This window comes from Chryseomicrobium excrementi (genome assembly GCF_002798305.1).
GTDB lineage: Bacteria > Bacillota > Bacilli > Bacillales_A > Planococcaceae > Chryseomicrobium > Chryseomicrobium excrementi.
Window position 1 is genome coordinate 1 of record NZ_PCGR01000002.1, and the last position, 25,051, is coordinate 25,051.

The 25,051-nt window shown below is 44.8% G+C and carries 23 protein-coding genes, 1 rRNA gene and 1 pseudogene; 17 read left to right on the top strand and 8 right to left on the bottom strand.

Translation table 11 applies throughout. The features are described 5' to 3' along the window. Window positions 1-91: 91 nt before the first annotated feature. Together rrf and CQS04_RS13720 are read left to right on the top strand one after the other, a co-directional pair. A 5S ribosomal RNA gene (gene rrf / locus CQS04_RS04560) occupies window positions 92-207 on the top strand. Between the two features lie 120 nt (window positions 208-327). Continuing rightward, window positions 328-501: a hypothetical protein gene (locus tag CQS04_RS13720; RefSeq protein ID WP_165775457.1), complete on the top strand. Its 174-nt coding sequence runs from the start codon at window positions 328-330 to the stop codon at window positions 499-501. Window positions 502-862: 361 nt separating this feature from the next. On the opposite strand, the gene ytvA is transcribed toward CQS04_RS13720, so the two are convergent. Together ytvA and CQS04_RS04570 are read right to left on the bottom strand one after the other, a co-directional pair. Next, on the bottom strand, window positions 863-1,639 hold the full coding sequence (gene ytvA / locus CQS04_RS04565; RefSeq protein WP_100353006.1) for a YtvA family blue-light photoreceptor: 777 nt from the start codon (window positions 1,637-1,639) through the stop codon (window positions 863-865). 122 nt (window positions 1,640-1,761) lie between these two features. Beyond that, window positions 1,762-1,962 (bottom strand): CsbD family protein, encoded by a 201-nt coding sequence (locus tag CQS04_RS04570; RefSeq protein WP_100353007.1) that lies wholly within the window; start codon window positions 1,960-1,962, stop codon window positions 1,762-1,764. Window positions 1,963-2,124: 162 nt separating this feature from the next. Here CQS04_RS04570 and CQS04_RS04575 point away from each other — a divergent pair, with 162 nt between their 5' ends. From CQS04_RS04575 to CQS04_RS04595, 5 genes are read left to right on the top strand one after another with little or no spacing between them, the layout of a single operon-like run. Continuing rightward, a complete protein-coding gene (locus CQS04_RS04575) occupies window positions 2,125-2,328 on the top strand; it encodes a PLD nuclease N-terminal domain-containing protein (RefSeq protein ID WP_100353008.1) in 204 nt (67 codons plus the stop codon). Continuing rightward, a complete protein-coding gene (locus CQS04_RS04580; protein ID WP_100353009.1) occupies window positions 2,325-3,227 on the top strand; it encodes an ABC transporter ATP-binding protein in 903 nt (300 codons plus the stop codon). Before CQS04_RS04575 ends, CQS04_RS04580 begins: the two co-directional genes overlap by 4 nt. Next, the gene (locus CQS04_RS04585; RefSeq protein ID WP_100353010.1) at window positions 3,224-4,006 is read left to right on the top strand and encodes an ABC transporter permease subunit; all 783 of its coding nucleotides are present in this window, start codon (window positions 3,224-3,226) and stop codon (window positions 4,004-4,006) included. The genes CQS04_RS04580 and CQS04_RS04585 overlap by 4 nt, the downstream gene beginning before the upstream one ends. Before the next feature lie 9 nt (window positions 4,007-4,015). Further along, window positions 4,016-4,732 (top strand): CBS domain-containing protein, encoded by a 717-nt coding sequence (locus CQS04_RS04590; protein WP_100353011.1) that lies wholly within the window; start codon window positions 4,016-4,018, stop codon window positions 4,730-4,732. Between the two features lie 36 nt (window positions 4,733-4,768). Beyond that, window positions 4,769-5,572 (top strand): metallophosphoesterase, encoded by an 804-nt coding sequence (locus CQS04_RS04595; protein WP_100353012.1) that lies wholly within the window; start codon window positions 4,769-4,771, stop codon window positions 5,570-5,572. Window positions 5,573-5,583: 11 nt separating this feature from the next. Here CQS04_RS04595 and CQS04_RS04600 read toward each other — a convergent pair whose 3' ends face one another. The 4 genes and pseudogenes from CQS04_RS04600 to putP all read right to left on the bottom strand — a co-directional run bounded on the left by CQS04_RS04600 (window position 5,584) and on the right by putP (window position 10,068). Then, entirely contained in the window at window positions 5,584-6,183 is a 600-nt protein-coding gene (locus CQS04_RS04600) for a response regulator transcription factor (protein ID WP_100353013.1), read from the bottom strand. Then, the gene (locus CQS04_RS04605; protein WP_100353014.1) at window positions 6,180-7,310 is read right to left on the bottom strand and encodes a sensor histidine kinase; all 1,131 of its coding nucleotides are present in this window, start codon (window positions 7,308-7,310) and stop codon (window positions 6,180-6,182) included. Before CQS04_RS04605 ends, CQS04_RS04600 begins: the two co-directional genes overlap by 4 nt. Window positions 7,311-7,409: 99 nt before the next feature. Further along, window positions 7,410-8,441 (bottom strand): Delta(5) desaturase DesA, encoded by a 1,032-nt coding sequence (desA, locus tag CQS04_RS04610; RefSeq protein WP_100353015.1) that lies wholly within the window; start codon window positions 8,439-8,441, stop codon window positions 7,410-7,412. Between the two features lie 136 nt (window positions 8,442-8,577). After that, window positions 8,578-10,068: pseudogene (putP, locus tag CQS04_RS04615) on the bottom strand (sodium/proline symporter PutP). Between the two features lie 134 nt (window positions 10,069-10,202). On the opposite strand from putP, the gene CQS04_RS04620 reads away from it, so the two are divergent. The 6 genes from CQS04_RS04620 (at window position 10,203) to CQS04_RS04645 (ending at window position 18,707) form a co-directional block, all read left to right on the top strand. Then, entirely contained in the window at window positions 10,203-11,348 is a 1,146-nt protein-coding gene (locus CQS04_RS04620) for an exonuclease SbcCD subunit D (RefSeq protein WP_100353016.1), read from the top strand. Then, the gene (locus CQS04_RS04625; RefSeq protein ID WP_100353017.1) at window positions 11,348-14,395 is read left to right on the top strand and encodes an AAA family ATPase; all 3,048 of its coding nucleotides are present in this window, start codon (window positions 11,348-11,350) and stop codon (window positions 14,393-14,395) included. The genes CQS04_RS04620 and CQS04_RS04625 overlap by 1 nt, the downstream gene beginning before the upstream one ends. A gap of 11 nt (window positions 14,396-14,406) precedes the next feature. Beyond that, window positions 14,407-14,859: a YaiI/YqxD family protein gene (locus CQS04_RS04630; RefSeq protein ID WP_100353018.1), complete on the top strand. Its 453-nt coding sequence runs from the start codon at window positions 14,407-14,409 to the stop codon at window positions 14,857-14,859. 63 nt (window positions 14,860-14,922) lie between these two features. Then, on the top strand, window positions 14,923-15,879 hold the full coding sequence (gene trhO, locus CQS04_RS04635) for an oxygen-dependent tRNA uridine(34) hydroxylase TrhO (RefSeq protein ID WP_100353019.1): 957 nt from the start codon (window positions 14,923-14,925) through the stop codon (window positions 15,877-15,879). Window positions 15,880-16,241: 362 nt separating this feature from the next. Continuing rightward, complete coding sequence (locus tag CQS04_RS04640; protein WP_100353020.1) at window positions 16,242-16,595, top strand: hypothetical protein; 354 nt, start codon at window positions 16,242-16,244, stop codon at window positions 16,593-16,595. 117 nt (window positions 16,596-16,712) lie between these two features. After that, window positions 16,713-18,707 carry a sensor domain-containing protein gene (locus tag CQS04_RS04645; RefSeq protein ID WP_100353021.1) on the top strand — a complete coding sequence of 665 codons (1,995 nt, stop codon included), beginning with the start codon at window positions 16,713-16,715 and terminating at the stop codon, window positions 18,705-18,707. A gap of 39 nt (window positions 18,708-18,746) precedes the next feature. On the opposite strand, the gene CQS04_RS04650 is transcribed toward CQS04_RS04645, so the two are convergent. After that, a complete protein-coding gene (locus tag CQS04_RS04650; protein WP_100353022.1) occupies window positions 18,747-19,181 on the bottom strand; it encodes a peptidylprolyl isomerase in 435 nt (144 codons plus the stop codon). Window positions 19,182-19,266: 85 nt separating this feature from the next. Here CQS04_RS04650 and CQS04_RS04655 point away from each other — a divergent pair, with 85 nt between their 5' ends. Together CQS04_RS04655 and nhaC are read left to right on the top strand one after the other, a co-directional pair. Beyond that, window positions 19,267-20,364 (top strand): amidohydrolase, encoded by a 1,098-nt coding sequence (locus CQS04_RS04655; RefSeq protein WP_100353023.1) that lies wholly within the window; start codon window positions 19,267-19,269, stop codon window positions 20,362-20,364. Window positions 20,365-20,475: 111 nt separating this feature from the next. Further along, a complete protein-coding gene (gene nhaC, locus CQS04_RS04660; protein ID WP_100353024.1) occupies window positions 20,476-21,888 on the top strand; it encodes a Na+/H+ antiporter NhaC in 1,413 nt (470 codons plus the stop codon). Window positions 21,889-21,925: 37 nt separating this feature from the next. Here nhaC and CQS04_RS04665 read toward each other — a convergent pair whose 3' ends face one another. Next, a complete protein-coding gene (locus CQS04_RS04665) occupies window positions 21,926-23,155 on the bottom strand; it encodes a hypothetical protein (protein WP_100353025.1) in 1,230 nt (409 codons plus the stop codon). An 83-nt stretch (window positions 23,156-23,238) separates the two neighbouring features. Between CQS04_RS04665 and CQS04_RS04670 the strand changes: the two genes are divergently transcribed. Further along, window positions 23,239-24,360: a mandelate racemase/muconate lactonizing enzyme family protein gene (locus tag CQS04_RS04670; RefSeq protein ID WP_100353026.1), complete on the top strand. Its 1,122-nt coding sequence runs from the start codon at window positions 23,239-23,241 to the stop codon at window positions 24,358-24,360. Continuing rightward, a complete protein-coding gene (locus CQS04_RS04675; RefSeq protein ID WP_100353027.1) occupies window positions 24,360-25,022 on the top strand; it encodes an N-acetyltransferase in 663 nt (220 codons plus the stop codon). The genes CQS04_RS04670 and CQS04_RS04675 overlap by 1 nt, the downstream gene beginning before the upstream one ends. The last annotated feature ends 29 nt before the right edge of the window (window positions 25,023-25,051 follow it).

Consider the following 25,051-nt stretch of genomic DNA (forward strand, 5'->3'; position numbering starts at 1 on the left):
CGACGTGTGGAGCTGACGAATACTAATCGATCGAGGACTTAACCAAAAAGATCAATGAAGTTCTATCCAGTTTTGAGCGAACAGGCTCATGTCCAGTGATGATGGCGAAGAGGTCACACCCGTTCCCATACCGAACACGGAAGTTAAGCTCTTCAGCGCCGATGGTAGTTGGGGGTCTCCCCCTGTGAGAGTAGGACGTCGCTGGGCAACACGAAGGTCATCCCGAGAGGGATGGCCTTTTTTGTATGCTTAGATGCGCAGGACGCCGCTCAAGAAATTTCATAAAGATCAGGCGTCCTAATTGAGGCGTACTTTGCCTCGGTTGGGATGAATGATCTTTATGTGGATTTCTGGCGTCCGGAGCTCGATACCATCGTTGATGCGAAAGGAAAGTCCTTTAATGGTGGAAGGGCCTTTCTAGCAAGAGCATATGTAGTGGAAACGACTGGTACAGATGCTTCCATGCAGGTCTCGACGAAAAAGCGTCATCTGCCGACGTAAAATCAACATCTGCCTCCGATTCAGACCAATCTGCCGACGATTCGCACCAAAGCAGCAATCGCTGGCCCCACTTTTTAGATCACCGCAAGTTTTTTCCATAGCCGAACAATGAAAAATTCCCTCAAATGAATGAATTCCTCAAACCCGTCCTTTCTAGAAAGTCCTTAAGTAGTAAAGCCGTGCCTAGAAACTTGATAAATCTCTTCGTCGATTCAAATAGAAAAGCCTACATCTCAAGATGCAAGCAGATTTACTAATTATTTCGCTCATATTAATTAAATGCTATTCTTTACGAGTAGTTAAAATGTGAGCAAGAGACTACTAATCTGTTCATATTTAATGACGACAGAGTATAAATTTGTTAAAGAGTTTCTAAATAGGCAAGAGCCTGCTCCACAGATGAAAACGTGGTAAATGAATTTTCCTGTTGAGATGTTGTAACTAATTGAATAGCGGTTTTAGGGGTAATGCCTGTTACGAGCAGGTGGCTACCCATCAAACGTAAGACATCTTGAATCATTAATAAATCGTGGTGGAAAAATTCTTCTTCCCAAATAGCACCGGTGATATCAACAATCACATGGAAAGTGGAAGTTTTTTGAACATAGGAACTCAATTTTGAGATCAACACCTGAAATCGCTCTTTGTTCATTTTTCCTACTAAAGCTAAAATACTAGTTGTTTCATTTAGAGGAATGATAGGGAGGAGTTGATTTGTAATTTCTTTTTCTTTCTCATTAAGTAGGGCGCGCTGCTCTATTTCTTTTGTGATATCGTGCTGAGAGCTCATAAAGAAGAGTGTGTTCCCAATGTGAATGGGTTCTATATGAAGTCGATTCCAAAAGGTAGTGCCGTCTTTACGATAGTTTTGCAGGGTGGCAGTGACTTCCTTCTGTTGCTCAATAGCATTTCTCAAGAGGTTTACAGTGTAGGTATCTGTTTTTGCCCCTTGCAAAAATCGGCAGTTTCTTCCTAGTATCTCAGAAGATTCATAGCCAGTGAGTTCAAGAAAAAACTTATTGGTATAAATAATAGGATTGTCTGGTTGGTTAGGATCTGTGATAACATTGGCAATTTGACTGCTGTTTAAGAGTGCTTCAAATAACTGATTTTGAGTTGTTTGATCTAACTGATTCATGTTCTGAACTCCACTTCTAAAAAAGTATCTTATCTCGTCTCTCTAGTTTATTGTACTGTATCTATTACAGTTTAAAGTTGAAAAAACTTAGAAATCTATTGATCTCTAAGTTTTTAACTTTATTAACGACGATCTTTCGTCAAGTCCTCAAAGTTTTGTTGTACTTGTCCAGCCTTTTCCTGAACATTTCCTTTAAGTTGCTCTTTTTTTCCTTCGCGTTCTAGCGATTTGTTATCTGTAGCATCGCCAATTGTTTCTTTCACTTTACCAGAAACTTTCTCTAGTTTGCCTTCTACTTTATTCGAAAATCCGTCTTTTGCCATTATAAATTCCTCCTTTATTTTTCTTACTAGTTCTAGAATTAAAATACCCCACTCTCTTAGAATCAAACAATAGTGGGATTTGTGCATATTCTTGATGTATTATGAAACGCTCGCTTTTAATAAACGTACTAAGTAGTAGACTGTAGAAAAGGAGGAATTGCTATGGAAGCAGCATTAACAGATATTCCGTGGGCATTGGTTGCCCCAATTATTCTTCTTCAATTCATATTATTACTAGTTGCACTTATTGATTTAGTTCGTATTCCAGCGACCAATGGACCGAAGTGGTTGTGGGCTCTGATTATTGTCTTTGGAAACATCATTGGGCCCATCGTGTATTTCATCGTAGGGAGGAGAACTCAATGAGCGGATTGATTTATGTGGAAGGCTTAACTAAAAGGTTTGGGAACGAGACCGTTGTGGATGATGTGACGTTCACACTTGAGCCCAACACGGCTACAGCTCTTATCGGCCCGAATGGTGCAGGGAAGACGACCACCTTATCGATGCTAACCCATTTGCTTGAACCGACTTCAGGCATGGTTGTAGTAAATGGAAAAGCGAATCAAGACTTTCGCAACAAGATTGGATTCTTATCGCAATATCCTAAATTTTATGGCTGGATGAACCCTCTCGAGTATTTGGAGATGGCTGCTCGTTTAAGTGGAGTTGAGGCAAAATCAGCACGTCATGAGTCTGAAAAGGCGCTTGACTTCGTAGGACTTGGGGATGCGAAGAAAAAGAAGATTGGTGGGTTTTCTGGAGGGATGAGGCAACGTCTGGGCTTGGCTCAAGCTATAGTACATAAGCCGACTTTCTTGTTTTTAGACGAGCCTGTCTCAGCGCTAGATCCTTTAGGACGTCGCGAGCTTCTAAACTTGATCAAAGAACTACAACACAAAACGACAATTCTTTACTCTACTCATATTTTAAACGATGCAGAAGAGATGACCGATCAGTTGCTGTTTTTAAGAAAAGGGAAATTGATTGAACAAGGATCTCTAACAGATATTCAGCAAAAGTACGAAGAAGCGCATTATGAAGTACATTTTGCATCTGTTGAAGATGCGGCACAGTTTGTTGACGCATCACCACTTCCTGCTCACCAAGAGAACGAACAGGTCTATATCTCGATTAATGAGGAGCAGCCGGCGATGCAACAAGTGCTTGAAAGCATTGTACATTCGGGTCTTCCTGTTAATAAGGTCGAGCGCGCTCGTGCGTCTCTTGAACAAATCTTCTTAAAGGTGGTGAATGGCAAATGAGTCAGTTCACTGTCCTCTTTCAAAAAGAATGGAAAGAAAGTGTGCGCAGTTTAAAGTGGGTATGGATTCCAATCGTCTTTATTCTGTTAGGGATTATGGAACCCATCACGACATACTTCTTGCCACAAATATTAGAGTCTGCTGGCAATATGCCAGACGGAGCGGTGTTTCAGTTACCTGAGATGACACCTGGACAGATTTTTGGTTCAGCATTAGGTCAATATCAATTCATTGGCATGCTGATTATCGCGTTTGCTTTTTCAGGACTTGTAGCCAAAGAGAGGAAGAACGGGACTGCAGCGTTTCTTTATGTGCGTCCGCTTTCCTACAGTTCTTATATTTTAAGCAAATGGAGCAATAGTTTGCTTCTTCTACTTGCAAGCTTTGTTGTTGGTATCAGTGCAAGTGCGTATTACATTCATCTACTATTTGGTGAATTTTCTCTCGCTAAGTTTTTTGGCATGATCGGGATCTATTCGCTATGGATTGTCGTCGCATTAAGTATGACACTGCTGATGAGTGCACTATTCTCGCCAGGGATTGCCACAGCGTTGTCCATCTTCTTGATTGTATTCTTCCCGATGATTGATGGATTGATCCTTCGTTATTGGCCGTGGACACCTTGGAAACTGTATTCGTACGCAGCGATGTTGATGGCAGGAGATGCGCCTAACGCCGATCTTTGGTGGACTATAGCTATTGCTGTACTTTTAGTGATTGTTTGCGTTACGCTGTCTATACTAATTGCAAAGAAGCGAGCAGCAAAAGTCACGTTGTGAGGTGGGCATATGGAGCAAGCAGCTAAAGAACGAAACTCGGACCGATTCATTTCAGCTTATAACCGAATCGATCAAGAAATGAAAGAACTGTCTGGAGCCAAAGAACATCATTCATTCTTTCGACTGATTGATATGGCTAAAAAGAAAAGTGCTGTCATCCGGAGATACGAGGCGGATCTTCGAGAATATGGAGACCTTCGAAATGCCATCGTTCATCACCGGACATCTACTGAGTATGTTATTGCAGAGCCACATGACGATGTAGTGGCGAAGATGGAAGAAATCGAACAGGCACTCATGCATCCAAATTCGGTCGGCGAGATATTTCGGCGAGATGTATTGACGTTTCAACTCGGAGATTCGTTGAGTTATGCATTAAAGATCATTCGAGAGAAAAAATTTAACCAGTTTCCGGTCTATCTAGGTTCTGAGTTCAAAGGACTTGTAACACCTGTCGGAATTACTGCCTTTTTGGCCAGTAACTTGCGTGAAGATACGATTTCACTACGAAAAACGACATTAGAAGACATTCTCGTCCACGAAAACAAACGAGACAATCATCGTTTCATTAGTGGAGATACATCGGCTTACGTGGCAGAAGAGATGTTCAAGACCGAATTGACACGAGGTCATCGTCTAGAAGCACTGTTAATCACGGAAGATGGGGCGGCATCGAGCGATTTACTCGGAATTGTGACACCGTTTGATATTTTAAAACTGAACTAACTATTTCCCGGGAAATAATTCAACAAGGATTGACATATGAAAAAACTTTTAGGATTTGTAGCGATTGTTGTCGCTTTCGTCATTATCACCTATATCGGAAATACTACTATAGCGGTGACCCAGCAGGAGATTCGCCTCCCAGGGCTTCCAGAGGAGCTAGAAGGTCTTCGAGTAGTACAAATATCTGACCTTCACGACGCCACATTTGGTGAAGCGCAGCAGGAACTGATTGCTAAAGTCGCTAAACAAGAGCCGGATCTAATTTTTATTACAGGCGATATTGTCGACAGCAATCGCTACAACCTAAAGCAAAGCCTTGAAGTAGTTGAAGGCTTTGTGGAACTGGCACCTGTCTATTATGTGACAGGCAATCATGAAATTGCGACAGGGAAGGTCGATCAAATTAAATCAAGCCTTTCACAGCTTGGTGTGACGGTGCTCTCCAATGAAGTAGAGGCCGTAACACTCGAAGGGCAGACCATCGAGATTTTCGGCATCGATGACCCATTGAACGGGATTTCCGTCACAGACGCGCTTGCAAAACATCCGCGAACGGAATTCCCGCGTCTTACACTGTCTCACAGGCCTGAAGTCTTTGAAGAGTATGTGATGAATGGGGAGAGCCTGGTGTTCACAGGACACGCCCACGGAGGACAAATCAGAATCCCCGGTCTTGGCGGACTCATTGCTCCAGGACAAGGATTTTTCCCGCAATATACAGCGGGTGTGTATGAAGAGGGAGAGACACAGATGATTGTAAGTCGCGGCTTAGGAAATAGCTTATTTCCCGTACGCATCTTCAACCGCCCGGAAATCGTTACGGTTACTTTAACTCCATGACAAAAGGCTGGTCACTTGTACCAGCCTTTTTCTTTTGCTTTGGAGATGGCTTCAATGCGATTGCTCACTTGAAGTTTGTCCAAAATTACGGATATGTAGTTGCGTACGGTCCCTGATGATAGAAACAACACAGAAGAAATCTCCTTTGAGCTTTTTCCTTCTGCCATCAGCTCCATAATTTGCAGTTCCCTCTCAGTCAAAGGATTTGGCGCATCAAATGCCAGCTCCATCAGCTCCGGAGAGTACATTTTGCGTCCTCCAAGAATGGAGCGGATTGCATAGGCAAGCTCTTCACTAGGGCTGTCCTTGATCAAATAGCCATCAACTTCTGCCTGACGAGCTTTCTCAAAGTAGCCAGAGCGCGCAAACGTCGTCAGAATCAACACTTTGCAGGGATGGTCCTTCAGTTTTTCTGCAAGTTCAAGCCCCGTCAAGTTAGGCATCTCAATGTCCGTGATACAAATATCTGGAGACAAGTCTTCTACTAGTTGTAACGCCTCTTCGCCGTCCCTCGCAAGGCCCACGACTTCCATATCCTCTTCAAGTTCTAACAGGGAGCCTAGAGCACCGAGCAGCATGCGCTGGTCTTCGGCAAGTACAATCCGTATCATAACGATTCATCCTTTCTCTGTGGGGCTACGTGAGGAACGGCAATCGTCAGACGCGTTCCGCTGTGCTGTTCCACCGTGAGCGAGCCGTTGACAAATTCAATTCGTTCGCGCATACCCGCAAGTCCATTTCCTTCAATATAACTTCTGGTTTCATCGCCAATCCCATCATCTTCCACTTGAAGCACAGTCAGTTGGGAGGCACTGTTTAAATTGACACGGCAGTAAGAAGCCTGACTATGTTTGACAACGTTCGTCACAGCCTCTTTCAGTGCCATGCTCAAAATTGATTCAATCAGCAGAGGCAAATTATCGTTTACACGACCACCTTCACGAATAAACTGGATATCTGCCGCTTCCAGTAGTTGTGAGGCGGCCTCCACTTCGTCTTCAAAATGCACGGTACGGATTGTGGACACGAGCTCCCGAACTTCTTTTAAAGCAAGGCGAGACGTCTGCTGTACTTCTCTTAATTCTTTTTTTGCACGTTCAGGATCTTTGTCCATCAATTTAGACGCGAGTTCACTCTTCAAACCAATCAGAGACAGCTTCTGACCAAGCGTATCATGTAAGTCGCGAGCAATCCGCTGACGCTCTTCTATTACACTCATACGTGCAATCTTCTCATGGGCATCTTCTAGCTCACCGGTCAAATAATCCTGACGAGCTTTAGAGAACGTTGCAAAAGGTAATAATACAATCCCAATCAAGCTGATGATCAAGAAGGGCAAGTAAGACATAAAGACATCAAATTCTAAGAAAAAGCCGAATACAACACTAAGAGTCACGGCAAGAATGTGAATTCCGTATAAGACGAAAAAGCGGGTCTTGCTTTCAATGAAGCCTATGAAAAACGATAAGAAAATACTCAGATAGACGTAGCCGAACAACAAGGTCATCGCGGAGGCTACTGCAATTTCCAGTAACACAGCCATATAAAACAGCGTTCCTTTTAAGAAAAACGAAAAACGATATAGTAAGAAAAATAAGCCAAGTAAACTAAGTCCAAGAACAATCTCTTCCCAGCCGGTAGAGCGGAATAAGAAGAAGAAAGGCAGGACACAAAACACGATCCAGGCATACAGACTGAGCCATGGAGACCGTGGGAACAGCTGATACCATTTCGGCATGTGTCCACCTCCCATAAAAAATAGCCTGGCCACAGAGTGACCAGGCAAGCACTACTCTGCTTCCTCTAGTATAGAGTGTTCTTCAGTATAGGGGAAGGGTCAGCCTTTGACTTGAGAAGTCGTGGTGCGAGTGCTCATTTGGCGCTGCTTCCAATCTTTGAACGAGATGAATGTTTTAGCAGCTTCGTCATAGAGACGGAACTTCAATGAAGTCAAGCTAGTCGTCAATGTGATTGTCGTCGCTTTTTGAAGCGGTGGTGTGTTCTCATGCGCTTCTTCAAGTAAATAGTTCGGAACACGTGGGCTTAAGTGGTGCACGTGGTGGTAGCCTATATTTCCAGTCAACCACTGAAGTACTTTTGGAAGCTGGTAGTACGAGCTGCCATCTACTGCGGCCTTCACGTAATCCCATTCTGCCTCTTCTTCAAAATACGAATCTTCAAATTGGTGCTGCACGTAGAACAACCAGATACCAAGTACGCCAGCTACATAAACAGTCGTCCCTTGAATGATTGCGAACTCTTTCCATCCAAGTAAGAATCCGGCAAGAGTGTAAAGTACAACAACAGCTAATGTGATAAAGTGTGTGTTCCAACGTTCCTTAGAGCGTGCATCTTTACGGTTGATGCGGCTAGATACTAAGAACAAGTAAAGTGGTCCAAGACCGAACATGACAAGTGGGTTGCGGTACAAGCGGTATGCAAGACGTTGTCCTGGTGTCGCTTCTGTATACTCTTCAACTGTCATGACCCACATGTCGCCTGTGCCTCGCTTGTCGAGGTTACTGCTTGTAGCGTGGTGGATCGAGTGCTCGCGTTTCCACTTTTCATAAGCGAATAACGTTAAGATTCCTGTGATGTTCCCCATGATGTTGTTTGCTTTTTTGTTTTTAAAGAACGATCCGTGTGTACAATCGTGGAAGATGATAAATGTGCGAACCATAAAGCCTGCTGCAATGACAGCCAGTCCGACACTTAACCAAACCGAAATATCAAAGGCCAAATACGCAAGTGTCCAAACTAAAAATAACGGTAAAATTGTATTGATGACTTGGAAAATACTTTTATTAAGTTGTGATTTTTCAAAGGGAGCCACTTGCTTCCGAAGCTCGCGAATGCGCTGTTTGTCCATGTGATGCCTCCTGATCGAAATGTTCTACAGTAAGCATACGAAAGATTAGGACCAGCTAGTAGAAACAGATGTAAGCAATCCGACATGACAAGTGTCATGAAAAAAGCTCCCGCCTAAGCGAGAGCTTTTGTAAATCTTATTTGTTTTCGTTGATTAAACGGTTTGTTTCGTTAAATTCTTCGTCAATAGCTGGGTTTGGTTTGTAAGTGATGATACTTACAACAACTGCTACGATCAAGCTCAAGATGAATCCAGGTACGATTTCATACATAGCTGATTTTAGTACCTCGATGTTCGCCCAAACGACTACTACGGTAGCACCTGTAATCATACCAGCTAGAGCACCTTGAGACGTTAGCTTTCTCCAGTAAAGAGAAAGTAGGATGACCGGTCCGAAAGAAGCACCGAATCCAGCCCAAGCAAACTCAACTAGACCTAAAATCGTTTCATTTTGTTCCCAAGCAAGGAAGCCTGCAAAGAGAGAAACTGCTAGTACAGCAATACGTCCATAAAGTACATACGTTTTATCTTCTGCATCTGATTTGATGACTTTTTTGTATAAGTCTTCTACTAAAGCGGAAGAAGTAACAATCAATTGAGAAGAGATTGTACTCATAATTGCCGCTAAGATAGCCGCAAGCATTAGACCCGCGATGAACGGATGGAACACAGCTTGACCTAGTAAGATGAATACAGTTTCTGCAGTCGCTTTATCAAGTGGTGTCTGACCCGCTTGGTTGAAGTACGCGACCCCAACTAAAGCTGTAGCGATAGCACCAAGCAAGCTGAAGATCATCCAGCCGATTCCGATACGACGAGCTGATTTTGCTTCACGAGCCGATTTGATTGCCATGAAACGAACGATAATATGAGGTTGACCAAAGTAGCCAAGACCCCAAGCAGCTGTCGAGATGATACCAAGTACTGTAGTTCCTGCGAATAAGCTGAAGTGATTTGGTTCAACAGCTTGAATGGCATCAACCGTTTCACCAAATCCACCTAAAGCGATGATTCCGATTGCTGGAACAAGGATCAAGGCGATGAACATCATCAGACCTTGTAAGAAGTCTGTGTAACTTACAGCTAGGAAGCCTCCGAATAATGTGTAGGCTACTACAACTGCTGAAACAATCAATAAACCTGCATGATAATCTAATCCAAATGAACTTTCAAAGAATTTCCCACCTGCTACCATTCCAGACGATACTTAGAACGTAAAGAATAGTAAAATGATGATACCTGAAGCAATACGAAGTAACGCGGATTTCCCTTTTAGACGGTTGTCTAAGTAACTAGGGATTGTGATGGAGTTACTAGATACTTCTGTATAGACACGAAGACGTGGTGCAACAAACACCCAGTTCAAGTAAGCACCGATAGTAAGACCGATGGCAATCCACGCACTTGTAAGACCAGAAAGATAGATGGCACCTGGAAGACCCATGAGTAGCCATGCGGACATATCGGCAGCTCCTGCACTTAAAGCAGTTACAGCGGGACCAAGATCACGTCCTCCAAGCATATAGTCGTTCAGGTTGGTTGTCTTGCGGTAAGCATAATAACCGATAACAAGCATCGCAACCATATAGATAATTATGGCAATAATCTGATAAATTTCTGCTGACATATGAATAACCTCCTTTTCAAATTCATAGTAACAAGTATATTGCATTCTGTATAGAGCCTTTTGACTAGAAAAAACTATTATATTCATATAGGAAAGAACTGGACTACAAACCCGTTTACAGAAGGAGACATCATATGAAAATTTTACATACAGCTGATTGGCATTTAGGAAAATGGTTACAGGGAATTTCGCTTCTCGAAGATCAACGTCACATGTTGTGGGAAATGCTACGTGTTATTGACGAACGACGTCCAGACGTCATTGTCATGGCAGGCGATATTTACGATCGTGCTATTCCACCAGTCGAAGCGATTCAATTGTTTGGGGAGTGGCTCCATGAGGTGGTAGAAGTACGCAAAATCCCGTTTCTGGCGGTAACAGGGAATCACGATAGCCCGGGGCGTGTGCATTTCGGCTCGAGCTTTATGAAATCATCAGGCCTGCATCTTGTAGGTGACTGGGTGCCTGGACAGCAAAAGGTTCGGATAGAAGATGCGTCAGGGCCAGTGGATTTTCATTTAGTTCCCTACCTTGATCCTGCACAGGTGAAGTTTCGATTAGAAGAAGATCAGTCAATGAATCACCAGCAAGCAATGGAGCGCATCCTCGATACGTGTATGCCCCTTGAAGAAGGAGTCCGCCATGTATTTGTCGGTCATGCATTCGTCACGCCTTACGGGGAGCCGGAAGACAACACGAGTGAAGCAGAACGTCCTTTAGCTATCGGAGGAGCGGAATATGTCTCTGCCCAGTTGTTTCAGAAGTTCCATTATACGGCCCTGGGTCACTTGCACCGAGCGCATCATTGCGGGATGGACCATATCCGGTTTTCCGGTAGTCCGATGACCTATGCCTTGTCTGAAGCAGGGGCAGAAAAAGGTGTCCTCTTTGTAGAACTTGCTGCTGATGGATCTGTACAGATTGAATCAGTTGCTCTGATACCACGTCGGGCTATGCGCCGAGTTGAAGGGAAATTACAAGACTTGTTGCAGCACGCAATCAGTGAGGATTACGTCATCGTCAAACTTCTCGATGAAGGGCCTATTTTATCACCGATGGAACAGCTGCGTACGGTATATCCAAATACATTACATGTAGAGCGTCAGCTGGTCGCTTTCGACGGGCAGCAAGCGGTGCCTTTAAAAGAGCGTCAGCAGCTCAGCGAGAAGGCTTTGTTCACAGCCTTTCTTCAAGAAATCACTAGTCATGAACCAGACGATGCGATGACCGAGCTCTTCCAAGAAGCTTGGCATTATGCCGAGAAGGAGGGGGACAACTGATGCGTCCTTTATATTTAAAAATGACGGCTTTCGGACCTTACCGAGAGCAAGAGACTATCGACTTTTCTGAGCTTGATCCGCATACATTGTTTGTAATTGCAGGTCCTACGGGTGCAGGAAAGACGAGTATCTTTGATGCGTTGTCTTTCGCCTTGTTTGGCACCGGAAGCGGAGAAGACCGTCAAGATACGCGCATGTTGCGCAGTGACTTTGCACCGGACGATTTGCATACAGCGGTTGAGTTGACGTTTGAAGTACGAGGCAAGGTTATTCGCATCTTCCGTCAGATGGCTCACGTCAAAGCAGGAAATAAAACAGCGACGGGAGAGAAATACGAGCTGGTTGAACAAACAGGGGAAGGCGATATTCCTCTCGTTGAACGCTACACGGTAAGAGAAATCAATACAAAGCTGATGGAACTCGTAGGAATGACTGCAGATCAGTTCCATCAGATTGTCATGCTGCCTCAAGGCGAGTTCCGGAAGTTTTTGACGTCGTCGACCGATCAAAAAGAAGTCATTCTCAGGAAGTTATTCCGTACAGAACGCTTCCAGAAAATGAACGACTTCTTGAAAGAACGCCGTCAACAGCTTCTAGATTCCTCACAGCAACACCGGGCAGTACTCGCGATGCTCGTCAATCAAGCGGCAGGGCTTTATCCAGAGCAAGAGACGTTTCGTCAGGCGGAACCGAATCTCTACCAAATCGACGCGGCATTTGGAGCAGGACTCGAAACGGCGCAGACAGAGTACAGACAGTCCATTGAGCAAGAACAGCAAGCGTGGTCCCTCTTTCAATCCGAACAAAAGCTTTTGCAGCAACTCGAGTGGATGGTCGCAAAGCGGACGCGTTTAGCCGTATTAATTGAAAAGCAAGAGAAGCTCGTAAGGCAACGTCCTCTAATTGAACAGGTACGCACTCGGTTAGAAGCAGCACAGCGTGCTCAGCAGATTCATCATGTCTATGAAGCCCGCCAAAAAGCGGTACAGCAAGTGGCGTCGAAAAGCGAGCAAGTGGCAGACTTAGAAAAACGCCTGAACCAAACGACGGAAGCGTTCCAACAAACTGACAAAGAGTATCAGACAGCGAAAGGGCAAGAAGAAGCGCGCCACGAGCTTCGCCGAGAAGTAGACCAACTGCAACAACGGATTGCACAACTTGAGGAGCGGCAACAGCTTGTCTTGCAAGAGCGCCGTCTGGCCACAACGCATCATCAACAACGTACTGAAGTCGAACAATTGGAACTGCAGTTACAGCAAATTGATGAGAGGCTGCAGTATTTAGTCGATCAGTACCAACTGCTACAGGGCGAGAGCAAGGTAATACCGGAAGAAACGACGAAACTTGCAAAAATCAAAGAACAGCTTCAACAAGTAGAGCAGTATGAAAATCAAAAGAAGCAGCTTGAAAAACTGGGTGCGGATTTACTAGAAGCCACTCGTCAGAAACAACTTGCAGCTGATGCATGGCAAGAAGTGCAGCAGCAACAAGCGAATGAACTCGCGCTGCAGCTCGTGACGCATCTCCACGACGGGCGACCATGCCCAGTTTGTGGGGCTACAGAGCACCCTGCGCCAGCGGTATCAACAGACCATTCGTCGCATGATTCACAGGCGACAGTAGAGAAGCAGCTGCAAGAAGCAACAGCTCGTCAGTTGCGTCTCACGATTGAACAGGAACGTTTACAACAAGATCTGCGTTCGTTTGAAGAAGGACACGCAGACGTCTTGAAACAGAGTGCAGACCTGCAAGGTCAATTCGATCGCCAGCAGCAGTTGATTGAAGAGCTCAACCAGAAACGGAAGCAAGCAGATGCTTGCATGGCAGAAGGTCGTCCACTTCGCGCACAACAGAAGCAATTGAAAGAACAACTTCCGGAGAAACAACGGAAGCTTGCCTCACTGTCAGAAGAATGGCAACGTCTCATAGGTCAGTTGCAAGCGTTAGGAGATCAAACAGATGAGAACGCATTAGATAAAGCGAAACGCCATTTGGCAGATAAGCAACAGCAAGTTCAGCAAGTGATGCAGGAATGGCAACAACTACAAGAGCGTTATAGTCAACTTAAAGACGCGTTCCAGTTGCTGCAACAGCAGACTGAGTGGGAACGCAAGCAACTTCAAGAACTAACTACGGAACAGCAACGGGCTACAACAGCTTGGCAACAAGCTCTTTCAGAATACGAGTTTAGTCAGGAAGATGCGTTCAAACAAGCTGTCGTTCCTAAGCACGAGCTTGCCCGGTTCAAACAAGACGTAGAAGAGTATGACCGACAAGTCCAACAAGTGACTACGGAGCGTACCATCCTTGAACATGAATTGGAAGGACATCAAGAAGAAGTGCCTCTTGAAGAGCAGCAACAAAAAGTTACAGCAGCGAAAGCCGCCTGGGACGAGCTCAAAGACCTGTCTCAATCACTGCAAAGTAAAATTCAAGCGACCGAACGCCTCGTCGCGCAGTTGACCGTACTCAAAGAAAAAATGGGAGATACGGAGGCGAAGCTTGCTACCGCAACAGCCCTATATGATGCGCTTCGGGGGCAAAACAACAAAAAGTTATCCTTCGAGCGTTATATGCTCATCGCGTATTTAGAACAAATTACAGAAGCAGCGAATCAGCGCCTGGAGACCCTATCGGGTGGCCAGTTCCGCTTGGTGAGAAGTGATCGCCAAGAGAGCCACGGCAAACAGAGTGGCCTGCAGCTGGATGTGTACGACGGGTATACAGGTCAGTTCCGTGACGTGAAAAGCTTGTCTGGAGGCGAAAAGTTCCATGCCTCTCTCAGCTTGGCGCTTGGAATGGCCGATGTGATGCAAGAGATGAACGGGGGGATTCAAATCGATACGATGTTCATTGATGAAGGATTTGGCTCTCTTGATGAAGAATCTCTTCAAAAAGCTATCGAAGCGCTCGTGCAATTGCAACGAACAGGCCGTTTGATCGGTGTCATCTCGCACGTGAAAGAATTGCAAGCTGCCATTCCTGCACAATTACGAGTGAAGAAATCAGCAAGTGGGACGAGCTCGACCTACTTTCAGATAGGATAGGAGGAGGCGCCATGCGCATTTTAGTAGATGCAGACGGCTGTCCTGTCGTCAACGAAGTGATTCAGAGCGGCCACAAGCTAGGTGTGCCCGTCTTGCTGATCTGTGATACGGCTCATGTGATGGAACGTCCAGGTGCAGAGACCATCACCGTCTCAAAAGGAGCAGATGCTGTGGATTTCGTCCTCGTCAATCATATGGACAAAGGCGATATTGTCGTGACACAAGACTATGGGCTCGCTGCCATGGTTCTTGCTCGCGGTGGGTACGTCATCGATCAGAACGGCTATGAATATACGAACGACAACATCTTGGGAATGCTCGAACGCCGCCATTTGGCTAAGAAGATTCGTCAAGCCGGCGGACGTATGAAGGGTCCTAAGAAGCGCAGCAAAGAAGCCAATCAGCATTTTCAACAAAAATTTGAACATTTGGTGTTCCGCCTACAAAATAAGGAATTCATCTAGAAATTTTGATGAACTTTTGATATACTACTATGATGAATAAAACTAAAGGTGGAACAAACGAAAATGGAACAGTATCGTGTATTACTTTATTATAAATATGTCGCAATCGAAGACCCGGAAACATTTGCTGCAGAACATTTAGCGGCATGTAAGGAGATTGGCTTGAAAGGCCGTATCCTTGTCTCTCACGAAGGAATCAACGGTACATGCTCAGGTACAATCGAGCAGACCGATGCTTATATGGAAATGATGAATAACGACGAGCGTTTCAAAGACATCATGTGGAAAATGGATGATGCAGAAGGTCATGCATTCAAAAAGATGCACGTCCGTGCGAAAAAAGAAATTGTTCATTTAGGTCTAGAAGACGATATCAACCCGAATGAATTGACGGGAACGTATTTGTCACCTAAAGAATTCTACGAGCAGATGCAACAAGAAGATACAATCGTTTTAGATGCTCGTAATGACTATGAGTACGACCTTGGCCACTTCCGTGGATCGGTACGTCCAGATATTCGCAACTTCCGTGATCTGCCACAATGGATCAAAGACAACAAAGACAAGCTCGAAGGCAAAAAGATTTTGACGTATTGCACAGGCGGTATCCGCTGTGAAAAGTTCTCTGGCTGGTTGAAACGTGAAGGCTTTGAAGATGTAAGCCAATTACACGGTGGTATTCACACATACGGAACAGACCCTGAAGTAAAAGGACAGCTATGGGATGGTCAAATGTACGTATTTGATAATCGCATTGCGGTGCCAATCAACCGCGTAGAACACGTGATTGTCGGAAAAGACATCTTTGACGGCACGCCATGTGAGCGCTACGTGAACTGTGCAAACCCAGAATGTAATGACAAGATTTTATGCTCAGAAGAAAACGAACACAAATACATGCGTTCTTGTTCACACGAGTGCCGTACGCATCCACGTAACCGCTATATAGTCGAGCACAACATGACTCCAGAGCAAGTGGAAGAGCGTTTAGCTGCACTTGAAACAGCAGACGTAAAGTGATTTTTAAAGAGACTGGAATGTAACTCATTTCATTCCACAAATAAAAATTAAAGACAACAAAATGAAAAGTGTGTAGGGGTGAATGGTTTTGATGGGGATTTCTGGCGTTCGCAACTCGATTTTGGCTCAGCCCGCGCCCGCGGAACGCTTCCCCTACACACAATAGAACAAGCAAAAGGGAGTTTCTCAAAATAGAGAAAGCTCCTTTTTCTTTGCCTTTTAAAGGCCTAGTTATTTCCAATTTGTCAGAAAAGTGGCTTATTATACACAAACGTTTAAATAATTGCAAATAAGGCTATACTAATAATAATTAAGCGGGATACGATCCACCGCAACACAAGGATCTAGCAGGAGTGAGGGTAATGGAGAAAATCGGATTTTTTATAGAAAACTTTATGGAAGTGCTAATGGATCAAGCAGCAATCGTCGCTCCCGACGGCACCATTTTATATACAAACCCGGAATGGGACTTATACCATCTCAATCAATTGGAAACAGCCCCATTGTTTACAGGAGAAAATATTTTCAATTTGAAAACGTCAAATGAAGTAGAACAATTGTCAGAAGGACTGACCAATTTGAAGCAGCGTACAACAGACGAAGTGAAAATTCGGATTGATGCGGAACACCAACTCGTGGCACGCCGTTGCTTATTAGACTCGGACAAGGAAGGATTTGTACTATTCAACCGTGAAATCACATCATATGCCAACTAATCTTACCTAGCCTTTTCTTATTCAGTACATGAATGAAGAGAAGGCTATTTTTTGTCCGCACTAAAAGATTACAAACATTTGAAAGAGACGTATAATAGGACAAAAGGAGGGGAGAAGATGGAGCAGGCCCTGTTAGATGCGTTTCAAGAAAATATTGCGTTAATTGATACAGACGGCAAAATCTATGCTACCAACTCAGCTTGGAAACGATTCGCCAGAGAGAATGGCGCGCCGAAAGATTACACCGATATTGACCGCAACTATCTCTCGCTTTTAACGGCAACAGGCTCTTTCGAAGAGGCCGCCGGGATTCGTGATGTGCTGAGCGGCTCACTCCCATTTTATGATTCTAGTTATGCTTGTCCTTCTCCCCGTGAAGATCAGTGGTATTTAATGCGAGTGACCCCTTTAAAAGAACAAGGAGTCGTTGTGGGAGCAGTGATCTCTCACCGGAACATTACAAAGGAAGAGCAACAGCGTCGGGAAGTTTATGATGTGTTAGAAAGTATGACGGATGCTTTTTACGCACTCGATCCGGAATGGCGATTTGTTTATTTAAATGACCAAGCAGCTACGCTCTTACGACGCTCAAAAGAAGACTTGATTGGAAAAAATATGTGGGAAGTCTTTCCGGAAGCGAAGAAAACCGCTATTTACCCGGCTTATCTCGCTGTCTTGAAGTCTGAGCAAAGTCGTGTAATGGAACAATTTTATCCACCTCTTGAAGCGTGGTTTGAAATACATATTTATCCTCGTGGATCAGGTGGCATCTCGGTGTACTTTAAAGACGTAACAGACAAGAAGCAAAAAGAATTCAAGCTTTGGGAAACGGCACATTTTGACCATTTGACGGGACTGCCGAATCGAATGCATCTCTATAAAGAACTTACTGCCAAAATTAAGGAACAACAGAAGTTGGGCATTTTTTTCTTGGATTTAAATGACTTCAAAATGATCAATGACGTTTACGGTCATGATAAGGGAGATGAATTGCTCCAGCAAGTAGCTTCTCGATTAAAAACTCAGCTAGGACCTGAGTTTTTTATCAGTAGATTTGGAGGAGATGAGTTCGTCATTAAAACAGACTATCTCGATGAAGAACAGCTGGATCAAGAAGCCGAGCGTATTGCCAGCTGTTTTCATGATGCTTTCTGGTTACAAGGAGTGAACGGCTTCCATGTGACAGCATCTATCGGGATTGCTCTCTATCCTCAAGATGCGACGAGTGTAGACGACTTGATTACTAAGAGTGACATGGCCATGTACGAAGCAAAAAAAATTAAGCAGACCCACTGGATGTACTACTCTACATCCATGGCGGAGAGCTGGAATCGCCGGTTACGACTTGAGAAAGAGTTGTTACCTGCCCTACAAGCGGGGCACTTGTTGCCGCATTATCAACCGGAGCTCGACACTGTGGTCCAGCAAGTGGTGAGCTTGGAGGTGCTTGCAAGATGGTTCCATCCGACGCTCGGATTCATCTCTCCCCAAGAGTTCATTCCGATTGCAGAAGAGTCGGCTCAGCTACAAGCCCTAACAGAAGGACTGATTCAACACGCTCTAAAGGATTTCATCTACTGGCAGCACCACTGTGGGTATCGAGGTATGCTCTCTATTAACGTCACTTCACAGCTTGTCTCCGAAGATTCTTTTTGTGAATTTCTAGTAAAAATCAAGAAAGAGTGCGGAGTTGCAGACGGGCTTTTAGAGTTAGAGTTGACGGAAAACATGCAGCTCTTCGAATCCCCTTTTATTCAACAAAAGCTACGTCTCCTGCAAGAAAATGGATTCCGTATCGCGATTGATGATTTTGGGAGCGGTTACTCCAATTTTTCTTATATTAGTGAGTTTCCGATCGATAAAATTAAAATCGATAAATCGTTTATTGACTATATTGGAGAATCAGAAAAAGGAGAAGCCGTCTTGGACTCTCTTGTCCTCCTCAGCTTACGACTGGGCATTGATTTAGTAGCTGAAGGTGTAGAGACGGAAGCGCAAGTTCACTATTTGCAGCTTCGAGAATGCATGCTGATGCAAGGCTATTATTTTTCTAAACCTATACCAGCAGAAGAAGCGACGACTTTCTTACAACGCCTGCTTGTAAATGAATAAAACCAGTTCAGGCTGCTGCCCGAACTGGTTTTTTGTGGTTTAACCGTTTACACGAACTTCTTTCATTTTGTCGCCATTAGACATACTGCGAGCTGCTTCTAAACCAGAAGTCAATTTCCCGAATACAGTATGAACGCCATCTAAATGTGGTTGAGACTCGTGAACGATGAAGAACTGGCTAGAGCCTGTGTCACGACCAGCATGTGCCATGGAAAGGCTACCTGGCTCGTGTTTGTGTGGATTGCCGTCCGTCTCACATTTGATTGTTTTGCCGCTGCCACCCATACCTGTACCAGTTGGGTCGCCACCTTGAGAAACGAATCCTGGAATGACACGGTGGAAAATTACGCCGTCATAAAAACCAGAGTTAGCAAGCTGTTCAAAGTTTGCTACTGTGTTCGGTGCTTCATTTGGAAAAAGTTCGAATTCTAGCTTGTCGCCAGACTCCATTAAAAAGTAACCTGTTTTCGCCATTGAAAAGTCCTCCATTTCAAATTATCATCAGTACTAGTATAGCATGGAACGCGAGCGATACAAAAACGAGACACGGGGGAAGACGATGAGCAGAGAACAGCAGATCTTAGAGTGGTACCAACATTTTCATACAAATGCAGAAGTGAGCTGGAACGAGATCAAGACGACCAACAAGTTGGCTCAGATCATGGACGAGTTGAACGTGAGCTACCGCACGTTTGAGGACGTGACAGGACTTGTCGCTGAAATCGGTGAAGGTGAAGAGGTCATTGCCATTCGTGCAGACATCGATGCCTTGTGGCAAGAAGTGGGCGGTGTGTTTCAAGCCAATCACTCCTGCGGACACGATGCCAATATGGCCATGGTGTTAGGAGCCCTTCTAGAAGTGAAAGACGAAGCGTTTTCGAAGACGATCCGGTTTATCTTCCAGCCAGCGGAAGAAAAAGGCAACGGTGCTAACTCCATGATTGACCGAGGAGCAGTAGAAGGCGTGACGCATCTATTTGGTGTGCATCTGCGACCGGCAGAAGAACTCGAGTATGGAAAGTATTCGCCAGCCATTCATCACGGAGCAGCGATGTTTTTACAAGGGAAGATTCATGGAGTAGATGCACACGGCGCTCGCCCTCATCAAGGAAAGAACAGCATTGATGTCGTGTTCTCTATCCACCAGATGCTAAAAAACCTTTACTTTTCGCCGTTTGACTCCTATTCTGTCAAATTGACGAACATTCATGCCGGAGGAGACAGCTTGAACATCATTCCCGGGCAAGCATCGTTTGCTATCGATGCTCGTGCTCAGAAAAATGACGTGCTGACAGAGATCAAAGAACAAGTCGAGCGGAAGTTGCGTGCCATAGGTCAGCAGTTTGACGTTACCATCGAGTGGGAATGGCAGGACATGACACCAGGAGCAGAAGTTTCGGCGGAAGCGGCTGAGCTGGCGCGTCAGGGTATCTTGAATGAAGTAGGCGATTCTGTACTAGAGCCGGAAATCCATACATCCGGGAGTGACGATTTCCACTTTTACACGATTCGTCGTCCAGAAATCAAGGCGGCCATGATTGGGGTTGGAGCAGGGATGACGCACGGGTTGCACCATCCGGAGATGTCGTTTGATACGTCCATCTTACCGCAGGCTTCACGTGTATTAGCTAGCGTTTTACGGAAAGCAGCGAAATAAGATAAGAGACATCGTCCACAAAACGATGTCTTATTTTTTATATTGACAAAATTCTGTCACACTTATATGATTACTCCATTAACGACATATTAACGACAAAGGGGTGTTCGTATGGAGAAACCGAAAATTGAGAAAAAAGAGATGGCACTGGGGTGGGCGGTATTACCACTAGTACTGATGATTCTCGTAATGTTTTACACGATCGTGGAACTCGAACAAGGTCCACATATTCCGCTGATTATTGGAACGTCAATTGCAGCAATCGTTGCTTGGAAACACGGATTCAAATGGGCAGAAATTGAAGAGATGATGTATAAAGGCATTCGCTTGGCGCTTCCTGCTGTTGTCATCATTATTTTGGTAGGGCTTACAATTGGAGCGTGGATCGGAAGTGGTGTTGTAGCTACTATGATTTTCTACGGACTAAAAATTATTTCTCCAGCCTTTTTCTTAGTAACGATCACATTGATCTGTGCGGTCGTATCTCTCGCTATCGGAAGCTCTTGGTCAACTATGGGAACGATCGGTGTCGCTGGTATGGGTATTGGACTCAGCATGGGAATTCCGGCTCCGATGATTGCAGGGGCTGTCATCTCAGGAGCTTACTTTGGAGATAAGATGTCACCACTGTCTGATACGACAAACTTGGCGTCTGGCTTAACGGGAACGGATTTATTTGTACATATTCGTCACATGCTTTATACAACAATTCCAGGGATTATCATTGCACTTGCTGTGTACTGGGTGCTGGGTCAAAACTACGCAAATGGAGCCATTGATCAACAAGCCATCAATCAAACAATCATTGAGTTGAACCAACAATTTGATATTTCGGCTTGGCTTTTACTGATTCCTCTTGCTGTCATTGTCTTGGTTGCTTTAAAAGTACCTGCGATTCCAGCTTTAGTAGTAGGGATTGTTCTTGGGGTACTGGCTCAAATCTTTGTTCAAGGTGGTTCTTTAGCAGATGCAGTGTCTGCGCTACAAGCTGGATACGTTATCGATTCGGGAAATGCTCTGGTGGACGACTTGTTCAACCGTGGTGGCTTGGATTCGATGATGTATACTGTTTCGATGACCATTGTTGCCATGACTTTCGGAGGAATTTTAGAGTACTCTGGAATGCTACAGTCAATGATGAACCATATTTTACGCCTAGCTAAGTCAGCGGGCTCTTTGGTTGCTACAACTATTGCGGCAGCTATCACAACAAATGCAACTTGTTCTGAACAATATATTTCTATAGTGGTACCTGCTCGTATGTTTGCTGAAAGCTATGAGAAGATGGGGCTTGATTCACGCAATCTGTCTCGTGCACTTGAAGACGGAGGGACGCTCACATCTGTGTTCTTCCCATGGAATACATGTGGAGTGTTCATTTTAGGTACACTTGGAGTAGGTGCATTTGAGTATGCCCCGTACGCTGTACTCAACTTCGTGGTTCCATTACTGTCGATTGTCTATGCGTTCACTGGATTTACGATTCTAAAAGTACGTCAGCAAACGGCTCTACAAAACGCATAACAAAAAATCCGATCCTTCTGCGGATCGGATTTTATTCTTATACTGTGAGAAAGTCAGGTAAGGTGAAGGTATAGATGGTGCGTGGACGACCTTGTTGATAGGTCATCTCTTCTCCAGTTGCCACTACCAACTTGTGATCCACGCATTTTTTGATGATTCGTTCAGTTGAACGGCGTGTCACACCTAGAAAGTTCTCCAAGTCTTGAGCTGTGAACTGATTGGAGGGGTGAATGGCATAAAAGCTAATCAGTTTAGACAGGTTCGCTGGACTTAGGCCCATCCGTTTGGCGAGCAGCACTTGATTGGGTTGCGTCAACTGAAGGGTGATGCGCTCAGAGGACATAGGGCTTGATAAGTTTTTCTGTGCATCCATTATATAGATGCCGCCCTCGCTGCTAAAATCTAGTGCGTCTTCTGCATGACGTGTCGCAGTCAAAATGTCGAGACCATATCCAATCCCGGTGCGAGCTCTAGATGTCTCTAGAAATTCGCGGAACTCAGATTGTTCCATCACGAATTCTACGTGTTTGCGAGTTGTGATAAATTGATCTGTATCCTCATTGTACGGAAACCAAGATCCTTGGACATGCCGACGAATTGTCGCATGAAATGTAGGGTCCGCATGAGATTTACTGATGAGCATCACTGCAGGCTCTGCTTTTTGACTTTTGGAAAGCCGGGCTAAATAAGCTGTCTGAGCGAGTGCCCGAACCAGTGTCCGTTTCAGCTCTCGCATGTAGACAGAGCGGTATCCTTTTTGGATTAATTCCTCGTGAACTGCATGGATGCTAGTTATGGCTACTCGAACACGGCCACTTTGTTGAGCATAAGAATGAAACTGCACGACAGCTTGCTGGGAAATGTTCGGGTCGATCTGCAAGACGGCACCTATGGTATGCCCAGGTGAAATTTCAGTAACAATTTCATGGATAAGCACGGGGTCAGTCAAGTCTATGGAAATGTCTTGTGGAGCTACTTGATGAAGCCAACCTGCCTGCAATAAAGTGGCTGTAACAACCGCTTCATCTTGTCTCATAACATAGACGGGCAGTTGACGTTCGTCCAGTATAGATTTTGCATGGTAGTAAGGGAAAGTCCCTGCGAAGAATACAGCATCCACATTAGGCAAGTCGCTAGCGATGGTTCTTGCTTCAGTAGAATGTTTATACGTATAATAAATAAAATGAATGTCTGAGAACTCAGAAGCCAATTCGCGAATTCTCGGAGCAAATAATTCAGAACTTACGACAGCGATGGTCAATGCCAAAAAATCACCCCGTTTCACCTATATAACGACTATTTAACGACAACTATAAATGAAACTATTTTCTTTGTAAAGGATGAGATGAAATGAAAATCACACAAATCGATCTTTATGCAATTCGCCTACCTTTAATTACACCTTTTGTAGTCAGCTATCACAGTTACGCTGATATGCCTTCGCTGATTGTCAAAATCACGACTGACGAAGGAATCGTAGGTTACGGAGAAGCCGTGGCAGATGATCACGTGACAGGCGAGTCTTGGGAGAGTACTTTTGCTTTAATCGAGCATTCGTTGGCTCCTGCTCTGATCGGACATAATCCAATGCACTTTGAAGCGCTGCACGACTTAATGGATTCTATTGTGTATCAAGCTCCAGCAGCAAAGGCAGCTCTTGATATTGCTTGTTTCGATGCTGTTGGGAAAAAGCTAGGGGTTCCTGTCTATGATTTGATAGGTGGACGGTACCACGAGCGTTTCCCGATCACCCACGTATTAAGTATCGGAGAGCCTGCTGCGATGGCAGAAGAAGCACGTGAACGAATGGAACAAGGGTACAGCTCGTTCAAAATGAAAGTCGGTCGCGATGTGCTCAGTGATGTAGCTCGAATCCGTGCCGTTCGTGAGGCAGTTGGAGACGATATTGCCATACGGGTAGATGTGAATCAAGGTTGGGTTAATGCCTCATCTACCTTGCAGGCTATTGAACTGATGAAAGGCTTGAACATCGACTGGTTGGAGCAGCCGGTGAAAGCAGATGATATCGAAGGAATGGTCGAAATCAAAGCGAAGTCGACAATTCCTCTCATGATTGACGAAGGAATGAAGTCAAAGCGTGAGATGCGACAGGTCATTCAACAAGGGGCAGCGCATAAAGTGAACATCAAACTAATGAAGTGTGGCGGCATCTACCCAGCAGTCAAGCTTGCTCATATGGCGGAGATGGCAGGACTCGATTGCCAGATCGGTTCTATGGTCGAGTCGTCCGTCGGGTCTGCAGCAGGATTCCATGTAGCTTTCGCAAAAAAAGTATTTTCTAGTGTGGAATTGACAGGGCCTTTGAAGTTCTCAAAAGATATTGGGAACCTGCATTATGATGTGCCGTTCATCGCGCTGAATGATCAAGCAGGACTCGGAGTAGATGTAGACGAACGTGTATTGGAAGAATTGACTGTGCGCCGTACTACAATTGGCCAGGAGGGAGCTTGATGAGTTTCCCTAAAGACGGGTTTCGCATGACACTTTTAAATTTGCAGCATCTAGAAGCCATTGAACGGCTTCAAGACCGAGTGGCTGCTCATTTGGAGCGAGTAGACCAGCTTCAGAAGCTTACACATGACGAAATACGAATCATTTTGCATCAAGAGCTGTTTGCCGGTGTCTGGATAGATGACCAGTTAGTGGCGGCACGCGCTTTTCTTTACACCCCTGAAGACGAAGAGCATCTTGCTAAAGATGTTGGTATCCATGTAGATGAATGGAAAGACGTGATCTATTCCGAGATTTCATTAGTAGACCCATCGTACCAAGGGCACGGCCTTCAAAAGAAAATGGGAGCTTGGTGGATGGAGCGTCTCCAGACATCACCTTATCGCTATGTATGTGCTACTGTAGCTCCATTCAATATTCCAAGTATGAAAGACAAGTTCCAGTTGGGAATGTCCATTGGAGCGTTAAAAGTGAAGTATGGAGGCAAGCTGCGCTATATTTTCGTACGTGATTTGCAACAGACACGTGAAGTGACAGAACTCCAAGCAGTACCAATGGCAGATACAGAGATGCAGCAACAGCTTTTGGCCCGTGGAGCGCGCGGAGTGGGACTTCTCGAACAAGATGGAGCATGGCTCGTGCAGTACACGATTGTTGACTGACAATTCCCTCTATTCAAGAGGGTGAAATT